The 15,969-nt window shown below is 65.0% G+C and carries 18 protein-coding genes; 5 read left to right on the forward strand and 13 right to left on the reverse strand.

Annotated features, from left to right (window positions below):
* Positions 1–53: 53 nt before the first annotated feature.
* From ACERJA_RS08220 to ACERJA_RS08280, 13 genes are all read right to left on the reverse strand, one after another.
* Entirely contained in the window at positions 54–1,088 is a 1,035-nt protein-coding gene (locus ACERJA_RS08220) for an amidohydrolase family protein (protein WP_373607731.1), read from the reverse strand.
* Positions 1,089–1,220: 132 nt separating this feature from the next.
* Positions 1,221–1,436, reverse strand: a complete 216-nt coding sequence (locus ACERJA_RS08225) for a hypothetical protein (RefSeq protein ID WP_373607732.1) — start codon at positions 1,434–1,436, stop codon at positions 1,221–1,223.
* A gap of 105 nt (positions 1,437–1,541) precedes the next feature.
* The gene (locus ACERJA_RS08230; protein ID WP_373607733.1) at positions 1,542–1,958 is read right to left on the reverse strand and encodes a hypothetical protein; all 417 of its coding nucleotides are present in this window, start codon (positions 1,956–1,958) and stop codon (positions 1,542–1,544) included.
* 83 nt (positions 1,959–2,041) lie between these two features.
* The gene (locus ACERJA_RS08235; protein ID WP_373607734.1) at positions 2,042–2,818 is read right to left on the reverse strand and encodes an adenosylcobinamide amidohydrolase; all 777 of its coding nucleotides are present in this window, start codon (positions 2,816–2,818) and stop codon (positions 2,042–2,044) included.
* A complete protein-coding gene (cobD, locus tag ACERJA_RS08240; RefSeq protein ID WP_373607735.1) occupies positions 2,815–3,885 on the reverse strand; it encodes a threonine-phosphate decarboxylase CobD in 1,071 nt (356 codons plus the stop codon). The genes ACERJA_RS08235 and cobD overlap by 4 nt, the downstream gene beginning before the upstream one ends.
* The gene (gene cobT, locus ACERJA_RS08245; protein ID WP_373607736.1) at positions 3,875–4,894 is read right to left on the reverse strand and encodes a nicotinate mononucleotide-dependent phosphoribosyltransferase CobT; all 1,020 of its coding nucleotides are present in this window, start codon (positions 4,892–4,894) and stop codon (positions 3,875–3,877) included. Before cobT ends, cobD begins: the two co-directional genes overlap by 11 nt.
* Positions 4,895–4,896: 2 nt before the next feature.
* The gene (locus ACERJA_RS08250; protein ID WP_373608463.1) at positions 4,897–5,475 is read right to left on the reverse strand and encodes an NTP transferase domain-containing protein; all 579 of its coding nucleotides are present in this window, start codon (positions 5,473–5,475) and stop codon (positions 4,897–4,899) included.
* On the reverse strand, positions 5,475–6,236 hold the full coding sequence (gene cobS / locus ACERJA_RS08255) for an adenosylcobinamide-GDP ribazoletransferase (protein WP_373607737.1): 762 nt from the start codon (positions 6,234–6,236) through the stop codon (positions 5,475–5,477). The genes ACERJA_RS08250 and cobS overlap by 1 nt, the downstream gene beginning before the upstream one ends.
* Entirely contained in the window at positions 6,236–7,189 is a 954-nt protein-coding gene (cbiB, locus tag ACERJA_RS08260) for an adenosylcobinamide-phosphate synthase CbiB (protein WP_373608464.1), read from the reverse strand. Before cbiB ends, cobS begins: the two co-directional genes overlap by 1 nt.
* A 64-nt stretch (positions 7,190–7,253) precedes the next feature.
* Positions 7,254–7,886, reverse strand: a complete 633-nt coding sequence (locus ACERJA_RS08265; protein WP_373607738.1) for an HAD family hydrolase — start codon at positions 7,884–7,886, stop codon at positions 7,254–7,256.
* Between the two features lie 258 nt (positions 7,887–8,144).
* The gene (locus ACERJA_RS08270; protein ID WP_006064714.1) at positions 8,145–8,756 is read right to left on the reverse strand and encodes a translation initiation factor IF-2 subunit beta; all 612 of its coding nucleotides are present in this window, start codon (positions 8,754–8,756) and stop codon (positions 8,145–8,147) included.
* Positions 8,757–8,845: 89 nt separating this feature from the next.
* Positions 8,846–9,232: a hypothetical protein gene (locus ACERJA_RS08275; protein WP_373607739.1), complete on the reverse strand. Its 387-nt coding sequence runs from the start codon at positions 9,230–9,232 to the stop codon at positions 8,846–8,848.
* Positions 9,233–9,286: 54 nt separating this feature from the next.
* Positions 9,287–9,742 (reverse strand): ferritin-like domain-containing protein, encoded by a 456-nt coding sequence (locus ACERJA_RS08280; RefSeq protein WP_373607740.1) that lies wholly within the window; start codon positions 9,740–9,742, stop codon positions 9,287–9,289.
* A gap of 133 nt (positions 9,743–9,875) precedes the next feature.
* On the opposite strand from ACERJA_RS08280, the gene ACERJA_RS08285 reads away from it, so the two are divergent.
* The 5 genes from ACERJA_RS08285 (at position 9,876) to ilvC (ending at position 15,963) form a co-directional block, all read left to right on the forward strand.
* Positions 9,876–10,469, forward strand: coding sequence for an Lrp/AsnC family transcriptional regulator (locus ACERJA_RS08285; RefSeq protein WP_373607741.1), 594 nt, complete (start codon positions 9,876–9,878; stop codon positions 10,467–10,469).
* A 422-nt stretch (positions 10,470–10,891) separates the two neighbouring features.
* A complete protein-coding gene (locus ACERJA_RS08290) occupies positions 10,892–12,097 on the forward strand; it encodes a 2-isopropylmalate synthase (protein WP_240756850.1) in 1,206 nt (401 codons plus the stop codon).
* A 338-nt stretch (positions 12,098–12,435) separates the two neighbouring features.
* Positions 12,436–14,253, forward strand: a complete 1,818-nt coding sequence (ilvB, locus tag ACERJA_RS08295; protein ID WP_373607742.1) for a biosynthetic-type acetolactate synthase large subunit — start codon at positions 12,436–12,438, stop codon at positions 14,251–14,253.
* Positions 14,250–14,918: an acetolactate synthase small subunit gene (gene ilvN, locus ACERJA_RS08300; RefSeq protein ID WP_006064707.1), complete on the forward strand. Its 669-nt coding sequence runs from the start codon at positions 14,250–14,252 to the stop codon at positions 14,916–14,918. The genes ilvB and ilvN overlap by 4 nt, the downstream gene beginning before the upstream one ends.
* Complete coding sequence (ilvC, locus tag ACERJA_RS08305; protein ID WP_006064706.1) at positions 14,911–15,963, forward strand: ketol-acid reductoisomerase; 1,053 nt, start codon at positions 14,911–14,913, stop codon at positions 15,961–15,963. Before ilvN ends, ilvC begins: the two co-directional genes overlap by 8 nt.
* Positions 15,964–15,969 lie beyond the last annotated feature (6 nt).

Genomic DNA, 15,969 nt, shown 5'->3' on the forward strand with positions numbered 1-15,969 from the left:
TCTTCTCTGGCCGTCGATTGCGGAGGTGTCTGCTCGCCCGAGCAGCCACAGACTCACCGAAGCAGGGACGCTGCGTTCCGATACCGGATATCTGCCCACGCGTCTGTGGGAAGGTCGAATCGATCGAACAGCGTGACCTGTGGCGTCTCTTGATCTGGATGGAGGTAGTCTGTACCAAAGAGTAGCTGGCCGTGGTGGTCCTCGAGAAAGTCCTGTGCGTACGCCTCGTCACGCGTGAGGGCGTTCCAGCCCGAAATGCCGGAGATGTCGCCGTAGATATTGTCGTATGTGTCGAGCAGTTCGGGGACCCGTCCACCGGGCTCGATCGGCCCTGACGGATACTCGCCACGGTCGTCCCAGCTGACATCTGTGGAGATGTGGGCCCACCACGCGTGGGCATGAGCGATGAAATCGACTTCCGGATAGGAGGCCAGTATCTCCTCGAGTCGGGGAAGGCCGACTTCATCCAGCATCGCCTTCTCGTCGGTGTGAAAGAGGATCGGCAGCCCGTGGTCGGCACACAGTTCGTACAGTGTCTCGAGTCGTGAATCGTCGATCGGCAACCCGGCTTTCAGCTCACCGAAGCCACGGGCTCCCTGCTCGACGTAGCGCTCGAGCAGGTCCGTGACGGCTCCGAAGTCGTCCTCGTAGACCAGCGTCCGTGGATCGACCGTACAGAAGGGAATCAGTCGATCTGGATACGACGCAACCTGCTCGAGTATCCACCAGCTCGGTGCCTGAACGGGGTAGCTCTCGGGTGAGTCGAGTGCCAGAACGACGGCGCGGTCGATGCCGTGCGTGTCCATCCATGAGATCAGTTCGTCGGCGTCCAGTGGCTCCCTGTCGAGCGTCTCGTCGGGGATCAGATGCGTGTGGATGTCGATTAGTGGCTGGTCGGCGACGGCGTCTTGTGTGGGTTCGACTCGAGGCTGTGGCTCGGCGTCGTGTGTCGTTCCGGCAGCCACAGTCCGACCGGAGCCGACGAGGCCGACAGCGCCGGTGAGGCCGACGCCACCACGCTGAAGGAGCCGCCGCCGTGTCGTGGTGTTCCCGGCTGCTTCTCGTCCGCCCTCTCGAATGTGCGTCACGAGCAGTGCTCCCACGGCGCTGATAAAAACGATAGCGGGGACTCATCACGATTGCGACGGGTTCAGCAGGGTCCAACCCCAACGAATCGGTAGCGGAGGCGACACCGGGCTCGATGGCTCACAACGCACTCACTACTCCTCGAGAACGAGATATGTCCGTCCACCGCGGTGCTCGAGTGAGACGACATCGGTATCGACATTTGACTGAACGAACTCGTCGATGCCGGCCGTGTGGATATCGGTGACGTCGATTCGGCGTCGCTGGGACTCGGACGCAACTGTGGCTGGTCTCTCGTGTCCGTCCGTCAACTCACTGCGGTCGTCAGTACGGTCGACGATCAGTGCCATACTGTTCAGTGAGTGTGACAGTAGGTCAATTCGATCCAGCCGGAGTGAAAGTGAAAGTACAGGACAGCATCGATGACTCGAGCACGACCGCTGCAAGCGGTTCGATTAGCCGATCTGTTTGAGTTCGACCAGCTGCGGCCCGTCGTCGGTGTCGATCGTGGTCGCCTCGAGGATCGACTCGCGCGCTCGAGCCTGCCACTCCTCGACGGCGTCGGCGTGGCGTTTACGAATCTCGTCGCTCGCCGCAGACGTGGCCTCCTCGAGTGTCGCCTCGAGACGGGGGTAGTCCTCGAGGACGTCGCCCTCGATGACGGACTCCGGCGGGATGTGGATAGCGCCCGTCAGCTCGGTGTCATCGCGCTGGTAGACGTGGATTCGGGCGCGCATCCGACCGTGAAACGGCGGCGTCACCCGGAGCACAGCTTCGCCCGGGTTCTCCTGGGTGTAGGCGTAGGCGCTGGCAGCGTCCCCCGGCGAGAGTGCGAGCGAGCGGATCGTCGTCGGATCGTCGTCCTCGGCCATTGTTCGACCGTTGGACTCGAGGTGGGTTAACGTTTCGAGCCAGGAGTCGGGTTCGGTCGTCACAGTCCGCGGCTTTGGCCCGCTCAGTCCTCGAAGGCGGGCTGAAAGACGGTCGCCCGAATCTCAGTCGAGACGCCGTAGGGGGCGTCAGAAACGGCGTTGGGGAGCTCAGAGTTACAGCCCTCATAATGTGCCCGAAGGGTGGCACGCAGCGCCTCACGAACACAGGCTCGAGTCGCCGCGCCGACGTCGGTGCCACTACCCGAGAAAGACACCTGCTCGCCTGTCGGGTCATGGCCGGTGATGATCGCGTCCGTCGTCGTGCCCGGATAGCCGGTTTCGGCGAGCAGCGTCGCGGCTTTCGCCTCCGCGGTGACGGCGACGAGGTTCGCCAGCGCACCGGGGGCGAGCGCCTTCGTCGTCCCGACGATGATGTTGACCGTTCCGTAGCCTGGGCGCTGCTCATCACCGGCCGAGACAGGCTGCTCACCCTCCTCGTCGGGGTCCATCGGTAACGCGGCCGGGTTCGAGATGCCGGCCGTCGCGTAGGCCGTCACGGAGCCACACCGGGCACCGCAGGCATCGCGCTGTTTGGCCCCGGTCAGCAGCGCCGGGCCAACGTCGGGCTGGCCCTGCTCGTGTTCGGACGCCTCGGCGAAGCCGGCTTGCTCGAGCCGTTCCGCGATGTACGTGTCGAGGTCCGTTCGATTCCAGCCGTCCGGCACTGTGACGTTGTAGACCGCGTCTGCCGTCTGTCGGCCGCCGTTCCACCCCGTCGAAAGCCACTCGGTTCCGGGTCGGGAGACGCGGAGAACCCCCGCCCGCCGAACCGCGTCGTAGGCTGGCTCGCGCCTGGTCATTCGTTGGGTGTCGCTCCGTCTGCTTCGCTTTGTTCGTCGGCCTCGAGCACGTCCAGTGCCGCGAGCAGCCGATCGTTCGCCGCCCGATCCTTGACCGCGACGCGGATGTGTGACTCGAGGCCGCGAAACGTCGTCGCGTCGCGGATGGCGACACCGTCCGCGCGGGCCGATGCGATCACGTCGTCGACGGCGCGGTCGCCGACGTCACAGAGCAGGTAGGGAGCCTCAGAGGCAACGACATCGAAGCGTCGCTCGAGCGCGTTTGTCATTCGGACACGCTCGCGAGCGACCCGCTCGCGGGTCTCGCGGATGAACGCATCCTGACGCAGACAGTAGGCACCGACGCTGGCGGCGGGCGTACCCAGTGACCACGCCCGACGAGCCGTCTCGAGGGTGTCGAGTCGGTCGCCGCTCGCAACGGCGAAGCCAGCCCGTAGCCCCGGGAGCCCGAACAGCTTGGTGAGCGAGCGGGCGACGATCACGTGGTCGGACTCGAGACTGGCCGCCGACGGACGGTCGGTAAAGCCGAGAAACGCCTCGTCGACCAGCAGCGTCGTCTCGTGCTCGCCACAGCGGGCCGCAAACGCAGCCAGTTCGTCCGCGTCGGCCACCTCGCCGGTCGGGTTGTTCGGCGTACAGACGACCGCCAGCACAGTTGACTCGAGGACGTCGTCCTCGGTCTCGAGGATCTCGTCGTGGGGGGAGAACTGCGGCGACGCACCTTGCAGCCGAACTTCGCGGGCGTACTCGCCGAAACTCGGATACGGAACCAGCGCGTCGTCGCCGGGCTCGAGCGTAATCGCCATCGCCAATCGAATCGCGGCCAGCCCGCCGGGCGTCGGGATCACTCGCTCCGGCGCACAGCCGACGAACTCGCCCGCAGCAGCCCGGAAGTCGGGATAGTCGTCGTCGGGGTAGCGACGTGACTCCTCGAGCGCGCGCTCATAGACCGCCGCGACGCCGTCGGGCGTGTACGGGTTGGTGTTCGCCGAGAAATCGAGCACGTCGGGATCGGTGTCGCCGCCGTGAGGGACACGCTCGCCCGTCCGGACCGACTCAGGGTCCACGCTCGGCCTCCGGCTCCGAGTCGGCGTCGTCGATGCCGAGTCGGGCACACACCGTCTCGAAGCGATCCAGCACCTCGTCGAGTCGGTCGTCAGGAACGAGCGCGAGCGCACCGCCCATCGCGACGCCCTCCTTCGCTTCGCCAGCACAGTAGCGGTTCATCGAGACGTGGTCGCGGCCGTCGAAGCCAGGATCGGTGACGGTCAGTTCACAGTCCAGTCGTGAACAGGTCTCTCCGAGTCGGTCGCCCTGTTCGTCCGCGACGAAGGAAGTCGTCGCGATTGACAGCGGCGCGTCGACGTCGGCGTGGCGAAGGAGCGCCGCGACGGCGACCATCTGGGTGCCGCCGGCGAGTGTGACGTCGATTCCCGCCTCGAGCGCGCCAGCGGCGATTCCCGTGACGGTCGCCTGCACCGGGTCGCCGACGGCGCGGATCGCCTCGACCGGCTCGCCCTCGGAGCTGCCGGGCGCGGCGTCGCTTGCCTCGAGTGCCGCGTCGACGACTTCGCGTTTGCGCTCGATCGGGTTTTCCGGCAGTGATGAGGAGACGCCGGCTGGCTCGCCAAGGGCGGTGAGCACGCCGAGTGCGGTCGTCGTCCCGCCGGGGATCGTCTCGCCGATCATGAGTTCGTCGTCGGGGAGACTCGAGCCGTAGGTGTGTGCGCGGTCGAAGATCGCTGCGGCGTCGGGGACGGCCGCCGACTCACGGATGTCGACGCCGGGGTCGACCCCGAGGCTGACGGTAGGGGCGGCCGTCGGCTGGGCGAGGCCGGCGTCGACGACCGAGAGGTCGAACTCGACGACTTCCCGGACGGCCCGAGTCACCGCGGCTGGCGTCGGACAGCCGTTCGGGCTAACCGGCGTCACCGGAGCGATTGTCGGCTCGCCGTATGCAAGGATCTCGACGTCTGCGGAGGGTGTGTGTTCCATCAGCTCCGGGGCGGCTCCAGCAGCGCTGATGCCGTCGATCAGCCCCGTCTCGGTCGTGCCGGCAGGGAGGATGACGCGCATCGCTAGCGACCCTCCGAAGCCAGCTGATCGGCTGCAGTACGGGCGTCTTCGCGTCGGTTCACGTTGATTGCGAGTCGTGGATCGTAGCTTACGTGTGTCATGGATTCAGGTTCGTCCGCATCGCCGACAACGTTGACCCCGGTCGGCGCGAGGTGATCATCTGGCTCGAGTGTCGAGTCGATACTGACGCCAAGCCGGCGCTTGAGAGCGACGGGCACACAGATGGTCCGCGAGGCGTCACTCTCGCCATGGACCGCGAGCACCCGGTCGACCGTCGCCCTCGAAAGCAGCGGGAGATCGGCTGCGACGGTCAGAATCGGCGGCTCGATCGCGGGGCGCTCGAGCAGCGCCATGAGGTCTGCCACGTAGCCGTCGCCGTTGGTTTCGACCGTTCTCACGCCATTAGCGCGCTCGAGATGGGTCTGCGTCGCCGGCGCGTTCGGCGAGACGGCGGCGTAACGGGTGTCGACGCGACTCGCCTCGAGGGCCGAGAGTACGCGATCGACCATCGCCACCCCGTCGATCGGATGCAACGGCTTCTCGTGGGGGCTCTCGAGGCGGCTGCCTTCGCCGCCACACATCACAACAGCGTCCATGCGATCACCCCCGCGTGGACGCCCGCGATGCGGCCGATTTCGTTTGCCGCACCGAAGATGTCGCCGTTGAGCCCGCCGAGGTGTCGGCTCGCCCAGTACCAGGGGAGGCCGATGCCGGCGACGGCCCCGGCGAGTGCGACCGCACTGGCTGGGTGTGGCCACGTCAACGCGACCGCAGGGAGGGCGACGACGGCCGGGACGACGAACGAGGCTGGGCTCGAGGCTGTGGTGAACTGTCGTCCCATCCCTTCGTGGCTCGCGTGGCCGAAACAGCACAGTGCGGCCAAGCCGAGTTTCGTTCCGACTTCGGCGGCGATGGCGATGGCGACTGCTGCGAGCACGGGCAGGCCAGCCAGTGCGAGCCCGGCCAGCGCGAGCGCGGCGACGACGACCGAGACGGCAAGCAGCGCGCCGACGCCGGTCGTCGTGTCCTTGAGGACTTCACGGCGGCGCTCCGTGTCGCCGTGGACAACGAGCGCGTCACCCAGATCCGCCACGCCGTCGAGGTGGTGGATGCCGACGACGGCGTAGGTCGCAAGCAGGTAGCCAACGGCGACCGTCGCCGCCGGGAGCACGTCGGCTGCGAGCAACGGTACTGCAGCAAGCACACCGGCAACGTAGCCGATGACCGGAAACGCCGCCGGCCGCGAGCGAAACGCGTCCCAGTCGCCGTCTTTGTAGCCGACGGGAAGTCGGGTGAGAAAGCCGAGCGCGCCACGCACCGCGGCGAGCTGATGGCGGATCATCAGGTGCCCACCTCGAGCGATCCCATCAGCGTTGTCAGTGCGGCCGCGAGCGCGACGGCGAGAAGCGCCGCGACAACGGCAGCTCGGCCGACGACGATGATGGCGCGCTCGCCGTCGGCAGCCGTCGGCAGCTCGGCGTCGGTGTTCAGATCGTAGACGCCCGGCTTCGTGAGTCGGACTGAGAGCACGCAGGCGAGCGTCGCCATGGGCCACCCCGAGTTGGGCGAGGGTGGATCGCGTGCCCACTCGCGCGCACGGAAGACCGCACGCGGATCCGCACCAGCGAGTGCGATCGCGACCGCGGTCACACGGGCTGGGAGCCACATCACCAGATCGTCAAGCCGGGCACTCCCGGTGCCGTGGGGTTTCGACGGATAGCCGAGCATCGAATCCAGCGTGTTGACGCCTTTGACCCACGCCGCGGCGGCCGCAGCGGCCGGCAGCGAGAACGGCGCAAGCAGGGCAAACGGGAGGAGCGTCGCGACCAGCCCGTCGGCGAGATTCTCGCCAGCGCTTTCGACTGCCCCGCTGCGGATCTCTGCAGCCGACAGCGCCGACGTGTCGCGGCCGACGAGCCCTCGAATCTCCGTGCGAGCCGTCTCGAGGTCGTCACACTCGGTCGCCGACACGACTGTCTCGGTCAACTCGAGCAGCGAGCGAAGGCTGGTCGTCACGAACAACACGAGCCCGGCAACGGCACCACTGACGACCGGCGAGACGGCACTCGTCGCCAGCACGAGCCCGCCTGCGACGACTGCAGGGACGAGCGGGACGACGAGGGCGATGGCGAACCCCGCCAGTCGCTGGCCGCGCTCGCTGTCGGCCCACTCACGGTCCAGCGGGGTGATAAGCTGGCCCAGCCACGCCACCGGGTGAGCGGCGTTCGGTGGCTCGCCAACGAGTCGGTCGAGAGTGAGCGCCAGTCCGATGACGATGATCGTCGTCAGCACCACTGCTGTCTCCCCCACTGCGTCGGGCCGCCGATATCGCGCGTCTCACCGGTGCCCGTCTGCACGGTCATGGTGTCCGTTCGCGGTCGGCCAGCCTGGTCGGAATCGACTCGAGTGGATGCTCTGTGAGCAACAGTGCCGTCCCGCCGACGGCTTCGATACCGCCGTCGGTCCGCGGGTCGTCGCCGACGTGGACGAGGTCGACGGGGTCGATGTCGAGTTCGGCCGCGGTGAGTTCGAAGATCTGTGGGGCGGGTTTGCGCCAGCCACAGCCGACGCTCGTGACGATGGCGTCGAAATCGTCGCGGTCGAACGCCGACCGGACGAGCGTCCGCCCCACCAGTTCGGGCACGCTACAGTTCGAACAGATCGCGACGGGTCCGTGCTCGCGGGCGGCCTCGACTGCCTCGACGGCACCGGGTCTGGTCTCGACCTCGGGATCGAACGCCGAGACGACAGCCCGGCGGGCCGCGTTTCGCTCGTAGCTAACGTCGCGACTCGAGAGCGCGCGCGAGACATGTGCCGGCAGCGGTACCTCAGCGCCCTCGGGGGCGTCGATGTGGACCTCGGTGTAGGCGTCGCCCCAGTCGTCGGGAACGTCGACGTCCCGCTTTTCGAGTTCCGTCGCGACGGCAGCGGCTGGATCGGTCGGTTTGTCGGCGGTCACGAGCGTGTCAAAGAGGTCGAACGAGACTCCCACGTTCGCGTAACTAGTGCAAGTTGACTTTAGCGTATCGAGGCTGGGTCGGAGTCACACGGGCGAGAATCGTCGGCGTTATAGTAGCAACTGAACCGATGGACACACATCGCACAGCAGTCGTGCGATGCGGTGTGCAGTGACGGTCAGTGGCTACTATGGCTGAGACGACTCGCCGATCGCGCGGCTCGAGCCGTGCCAGCTTCGAAAAGCGAAACAAGAGAGAAAAACGGAACTGAGAGAGACTGCTTTGCAGTTCGCTCAGGCGAGTCGAGCGAACGCGAGGTTGCCGGAGATGTTCTTGATGTAGATCTCGACGACGTCGCCCTCGTCGGCGCCGGGGACGAAGATCGTGTAGTTGCCTTTCTCAGCGACACCGTCGCCTTTGCGGCCGGTGCCGGTGATCTCGACCGTGTAGGTTTTGCCCTCTTCGACGGCGTCGGCTTGCTGTTGTCGCTGGCTGCTCGCCGAGCGTTTGGTGACCGGGCGGAACGCACCACAGGCGTCACAGCGCAGCATCGGCGTGCGGTCTTCGCGCACGAGACGGGTGTCTGGCAGGCCACACTCCGTACAGAGGACGTACTCGTCGACGTAGGCGTCGACAGCCGCGTTGAAGTCCTTCTCAGAGAACGTCCCGTTGTATCGGCCACGGCCGTCCTCGAGTTTGCCGCTGGTCCCCATCTCGCGCTGGATGAATCGGTGCAGGTGTTCGTCTTCGCGCGAGAGCACGTCGGCGATATCGTCGAGGTTCGTAAACCGCGTGAAGGCGCCGTCTTTCTGGGTCTGTGCGTCAGGGATCTTCAGTCGCTGTTCGTCGCCGCCGATGTCCGGAACGTCTTCCATCGCTCGGTCGAGACTCGAGTCGTAATCCATACGCGAGAACAGCGGCCGCTGACGTAAATCGGTTCTGCTATGACAGTCGGGGACGGCGCGGTGGCGGGCCGACTGTCGATGACGCGTCGCTACAGCGAGTCGCTCCCGCGATCGCTGATCGAATCCTGGTTCTTCTCACCGAGACTGGCGAGATCGCGCTCCGGGTTCGCCTCGGTCGGCGCTCCGGCCTGGCCAGTGAGCTCGCCGTACACTGCCTCGCGGACCTCCTGGGCGCTGTCGAACTGTTCGCCAGCCAACCGATCGAAGACGCTGCCAAGCGACTCCGTCTCGTTCGGCAGGTCGATCGGCTCGTTGGCGTACTCGACAGCGAGTTCCTCGCTCGTAACCGGGTACTCGAGGTCGCCCAGATGATACTCGGCGTCCTCGAGGATCGACTCGGTTGTCTCGGCCTGCTGGGATTGCCGTCGTTCGGCGCGGTCCTGTGCGCGGTCGCGGCTGGGGTCAGTATCGTTCATGGCCGGCGCTACTGTTGGGCCACCCAAAAGCGGCTGGCCAGCGATTGCGAGCCGTCAGTCCTGTGGGAACTGCTTTCTGAAGCCGCGGAACTCGGTGTGGTGGGCCTCCTCGTCGGCCAGAATCGTCACGGCGACGTCTTCGGTGACTGGGTCGTTCGCCTCGGCGGCGGCCTCGTGGAGCGATCGATACAGTTCGATCGCGTTGTCTTCGGCCTCGAGCACGCCGTCGATGACCGACTGGACGTCTGTCGTGTCTTCGGGTGGCTGAAGGCTGTGCTGGCTGGCCTCGAACGCCGCCGAACCCGGCGGCGACTCGTCGAGTTGTTTCAGTCGTTCGCCGAGCATTCGGGCGTGGTCGAGTTCCTCCTGGACGTCTTCCTCGAGGCTCGTTTTGACTTCCTCGGCGTGGACGCCGTCGAGGACGATGGCGTTCGTCTGGTAGTTCATTACGGTCTCGTGTTCGCTGATGTAAGCCTCTGTCAGGAGGTCAGTAATCTCGTCGGTCGTCATGCCGAGACACGCTACCACGGCGATTCCTAAAACGGTATTACGTGGCTCCGATGACAGTCATCCCGATCGTGAGTGACGCGCTCTCGGGTGGCAATACCAGCCCTCTTGACGATTGCGGCCCAATTGACCGCGTATGCGCGACCTCGACGACACCGACCTCGAGATCCTCGAGTTACTGCTCGAGGACGCTCGCCGGCCGTACAGGGAGATCGCAGATCACGTCGGCCTGACGCCGCCTGCCGTCTCGGATCGAATCACACGCCTCGAAGAACAGGGAATTATCCAGGGGTTTACGATCGACGTCGACCGGGAACGACTCCGCGGAGACGTGCCCGTGCTGGTCGAACTCGAGGCGAAACCGGACGCTGTCGACGACGTCTACGCTGCTGCAGCCGAGTTGCCGGGCGTCGACACCATCGCCGAAGGGATGGACGGGCGCGTGGTCGTCCACGCGACGCTTCCTGACGCAACCGCTCGCTCGTGGCTCGAGTCCGAACTCGACCTCGGGACACTGACTGGCTACGACGTGACGCTACTCGCGCGCTCGGACCGGGCCGTCGGACTCTCGGCCGAGGGATTCTCCCTCGAGTGTGTGGTCTGTGACAAACAGATCACTGGCGATGGCGTCACACGGACGGTCGGCGGCGAGGTGAAGACGTTCTGTTGTTCCTCCTGTGAGGCTCGCTACGTCGACGAGTACGAGGCCCGCCAGGAAGCGCTCGAGTAGCGAGACGCCGCTGGCAGTCCGGACTGACGTGTGAAACGACGGCTCGGACTCGGAAAAGTAGACGAGTGGACGATTCAGTAGCAAATAATCGACCGCTTAGCGAAGCAGCGTGTCAGGAAACAGCTTGATCTGACCAAACGTCCATCGACGAGCGCGCGCCAGCGTGTGGGGTGGTTCGTGACGGGTGATCACGCGCTGTTTCGGAGAATATGGGCGCTGCTGGCGAGTGGATCCGACTCGAGACAGATATGATAATAGGATGTGGGGTCATGTAATAGGCCGTTGATGTCTTGCGTTTTCCTCCGTTTGGTCCGGGCTGATTACACCCTGTCATATCAGCGAGCGGCCACCACAGCGTCAGTTTTATATATGTCGTCCCACCTGGGATTCAGATACAATGTCTTCACAAGACAACCCGTCCTCTGACACCAGTCAGGGGGGTCGAGTTCTTCCAGGGCACGTTAGATTCCACTGACGAAATAGAGTCAGCACGTGTCTTTGATACCACCCTCCGGGATGGTGAACAGTCTCCCGGAACTTCGTTCTCCTACGACGACAAACGGCAGATCGCCTCCGTTCTGGACGACATGGGGACACATGTCATCGAAGCAGGGTTCCCTGTCAACTCCGACGCGGAGTTCGAAGCCGTTCGTGATATCGCTTCCTCGACGCAGTCGACGACCTGCGGGTTAGCCCGTGTCGTCGATGCGGACATCGAGGCCGCACTGGATTCGGGCGTCGAGATGGTGCACACGTTCGTCAGCACCAGCGACGTTCAGATCGAGGATTCGATGCACACCACACGGGACGAAGTCGTACAGCGCGCAGTCGACGCAGTCGAGCGTGTCACCGAGACGGGAACGACGTGTATGTTCTCGCCGATGGACGCGACACGGACCGACGAGCAGTTCCTGCTGGACGTGATCGAGGCGGTCACGGACGCAGGCGTCGACTGGATCAACATTCCCGACACCACTGGCGTCGCGACGCCGACCCGGTTCAAGGCCATGATCGAGAAGGTCTGTGCCCACACCGACGCGCGAATCGACGTCCACACACACGACGACTTCGGGCTGGCCACCGCAAACGCGCTGGCTGGCATCGAAGCGGGAGCAGATCAGGCACAGGTCTCCGTCAACTCCATCGGCGAGCGGGCCGGTAACGCCGCCTACGAGGAGTTCGTGATGGCTGTCGAGTCGCTCTACCAGACCGATACGGGGATCGACACGACCCGCATCACCGAGCTCTCGGAGATCGTCGAAGAGAAAAGCGGCATGGGGACACCGGGCAACAAGCCGATCGTCGGCGACAACGCCTTCTCCCACGAGAGCGGGATCCACGCCGCTGGCGTCATCGAAAACTCCGATACGTTCGAACCCGGCGTTATGACGCCGGAGATGGTCGGTGCAAAGCGCCGACTGGTTATGGGCAAACACACCGGGACCCACTCGGTCCGTGAACGCCTGCACGAACGCGGATTCGATCCGACCAGCGAGCAAGTCAAAGCAGTCACTCGTCGCGTCAAAGACTACGGCGCAGAGAAACGACGGGTTACCGTCGACGACTTAGAGCGCTTCGCCAAGGAGGCTGGCGTCGAACGCCAGCAAGAGGAGGAGGTGCGCGTCTAAGGGATGGCTGCTCCGTTTGCCACCGTCCGCGAGCCCCTGCTGTGGCGCTCGAGCGGATCGAGCCGGAGAACTCGCAAGGATTATGTCCCTCGAGGAACCTACGTAATCGGTAATGACGGTTCGCACCCGGCTGTCGGTCCGTTCGCAGATGGACGACAGCAGTGCGCTCGCTTCGATTCGTATTGTAGGGGCGTCCTCGCCCCACCTCTAGTCCACCGTAGCTCCGATTCCGAACTCGTCGCACCGTTTTCACAGCGCCATGCAATCCAGCAGATGACAGCACACTATACACTCAGCGACAACCGAATGGATCGCCGCACTGCGGCGGGAGGCAACCGATGAGCGAACGCGCAGCAGAGGTTCCGCCAACTGATGCAGACGAACAGGACGACGACCAGATCACCGACAGCGCAACGCCGGACGCCGCTACTGGCGACACCGAGTCGGCCACGGAGACGACCCCGACGCCGGTCACCAACGGTGCCCAGTCGGTCGTCCGCGCCCTCGAGAACGCCGGCGTCGAGTACGCTTTTGGCGTGCAGGGCGGGGCGATCATGCCCGTCTACGACGCACTGTACGACTCCGAGATCTACCACGTGACGATGGCCCACGAACAGGCGGCGGCCCACGCAGCCGACGCCTACGGCATCGTCTCGGGCGAGCCGGGTATCTGTCTGGCCACGTCCGGCCCTGGTGCGACGAACCTCGTGACAGGGATCGCCGACGCCGACATGGACTCGGACCCGCTGGTCGCCCTGACGGGCCAGGTGCCGACGGAGTTCGTCGGCAACGACGCCTTCCAGGAGACCGACACGACCGGCGTCACGAAGCCAGTCACGAAGGACAACACGTTCTCGAGCGACCCGGATCGGGTCGGGACCGACGTCAGCGAGGCGTTCGCACTCGCCCGCGAAGGACGACCTGGACCGACGCTGGTCGACCTGCCTAAAGACGTCACCAACGCCGAGACGGATCGAGAACCTGCGGCAGCGAAAACGCCTGACACCTACCACGTGCAGGAACAGGCTGACTCCGAGATCGTCGCTGGCGCGGCCGAGCGACTCGAGAACGCCGCTCGCCCCGTCATGCTCCTTGGCGGCGGCGTCATCAAAGGCGAGGCCAGCGAAGCCTGTCGCGAGTTCGCGATCGAACACGAGATCCCGGTCGTCACCACGATGCCCGGCATCGGGGCGTTCCCCGAGGATCACGAGCTCTCGATGGAGATGGCCGGCATGCACGGCACCGGGTTTGCCAACATGGCGATCACCCACTGTGATACGATGTTGGCGATCGGGACGCGATTCGACGACCGCCTGACTGGCGGCATCGAGACGTTCGCGCCCGACGCGGAGATCATCCATATCGACATCGATCCCGCCGAGATCAGCAAAAACATCTACGCCGACTACCCGCTGATCGGCGACGCCGAGACGGTCGTCGACCAGCTTTCGACTGCCGTCGAGACCTCACCAGAGGCCAAGAAGTGGCGCGCCCAGTGCCAGCAGTGGAAATCCGACTACTCGATGGCCTACGAGGCGCCCGAAGACGAGCCGGTCCAGCCGGAGTTCGTCGTCGAGGCCTTAGACGAAGCAACGGCCGACGACACCATCGTCACGACCGGCGTTGGCCAACACCAGATGTGGGCCTGCCAGTACTGGACCTACACCGAGCCCCGAACGTGGGTCTCGAGTCACGGTCTTGGGACGATGGGCTACGGCCTGCCCGCAGCGATCGGCGCGCGACTCGCGGCCGACGACGACCAGGACGTCGTCTGCATCGACGGCGACGGCTCGTTCCTGATGACGCTCCAGGAGCTGTCGGTCGCGGTTCGCGAGAACCTCGATATCACCGTCGCGGTGCTCAACAACGAGTACATCGGCATGGTCCGCCAGTGGCAGGACGCCTTCTTCGAGGGACGTCACTCCGCGTCGGACTACCACTGGATGCCCGAGTTCGACAAGCTCGCCGAAGCCTTCGGCGCAGCCGGATTCCGTATCGACGACTACGACGACGTCGCAGAGACGATCGAGGCGGCAATCGCTTACGACGGCCCCTCGGTGATCGACGTCCACATCGACCCCGAAGCGAACGTCTATCCGATGGTGCCAAGCGGCGGCGACAACGGACAGTTCGCACTGACGGAGGATCAGCTATGAAACGTGGATTAGAAGGCCCACCACCGGAAGAGCGACCGACACCCGCTGGTCGGCGCAACAAGCAAGGCATTCGTATCGATCCCGAAGTCGAGGCGAGACACGACCCCCGCCGAACGGTCATCTCGGCGCTGGTCAAACACGAACCCGGCGTGCTCTCTGATGTCTCGGGGCTGTTCTCGAGGCGACAGTTCAACATCGAGAGCCTGACCGTCGGCCCGACCGAAGACGAGGAGCGTGCCCGAATCACGGTCGTCGTCGAAGAGCCCGACCCCGGCATCGACCAGATCAAAAAGCAGCTGCGAAAGCTGGTGCCGGTGATCTCGGTTCGCGAACTCGAGCCCGATGCGATGCGCCGCGAACTGGCGCTCGTGAAAGTCGCCGCCGACCGACCCGACCAGGTCGCTGCTGTCGCGGAGATGTACGGCGGCAAGACCGTCGACTCGTGTCCGGAGACGGCGACGATCGAAATCACGGGTGCGCGCCAGAAAATCGAGGCTGCGGTCGAGACGTTCAGTCAGTTCGGCATTCGGGAGATCTCCCGGACTGGACTGACGGCACTCGCCCGTGGGACCGACGAAACAGCCGCACCCGCATCGGCGGGTGCCGCCGACGAGATGAATCGACAGGAAAAACACCCCCACGCCCAAACTGCAGACGATGACTGACGAATTCACCACCGACATCTACTACGATGACGACGCAGACGAATCGATGCTTGACGACGAGACCGTAGCCGTCCTCGGCTACGGGAGCCAGGGCCACGCCCACGCGCTGAACCTCCACGAGAGCGGAGTCGACGTGGTCGTCGGCCTGCGCGAGAGTTCGTCGTCGCGATCGGCCGCTGAAGCCGACGGTCTGACCGTGACGACGCCTGCCGACGCCGTCTCGCAGGCTTCCTACGTCTCCGTGCTCGTTCCCGACACCGTCCAAGCGACGGTCTACGAGAACGACATCGCACCCAACCTCGAGGCCGGCGACACCCTGCAGTTCGCCCACGGGCTGAACATCCACTACAACCAGATCCAGCCGCCGGAAGGCGTCGACGTGACGATGGTCGCCCCGAAAAGTCCGGGCCACCTCGTCCGCCGGAACTACGAGAACGATGAGGGAACGCCCGGTCTGCTGGCAGTCTATCAGGATACGACCGGCGACGCGACGGAGCGAGCGCTCGCATACGCGAAGGCAATCGGCTGTGCCCGCGCCGGCGTCATCGAGACGACGTTCCAGGAAGAAGTCGAATCCGACCTCTTCGGCGAGCAGGCCGTCCTCTGTGGCGGCGTGACCGCACTGGTCAAACACGGCTACGAGGCGCTGGTCGATGCGGGCTACTCGCCCGAGATCGCGTACTTCGAGTGTCTCAACGAGCTCAAACTGATCGTCGACCTGATGTACGAAGGCGGGAACATGGAGATGTGGAACTCCGTCTCCGACACCGCCGAGTACGGCGGTCTCACCCGTGGCGACCGCATCGTCGACGACCACGTCCGTGAGAACATGGACGAGGTCCTCGAGGAGATCCAAAACGGCGAGTTCACGCGCGAGTGGATCCTCGAGAACCAGGCCGGTCGACCAAGCTACAGCCAGCTTCGACAGGCCGAACAGGAACACGAGATCGAAGACGTCGGCGCCCGACTGCGCGATCTGTTCGCCTGGGCCGACGAAGAGAGCGACTCCGAAGCAGAGTCCGCCGAAGTGGCGGCAGACGACTAAGCACAC

This window comes from Natronorubrum sp. A-ect3 (genome assembly GCF_041821125.1).
Taxonomy (GTDB): Archaea; Halobacteriota; Halobacteria; order Halobacteriales; family Natrialbaceae; genus Natronorubrum; species Natronorubrum bangense.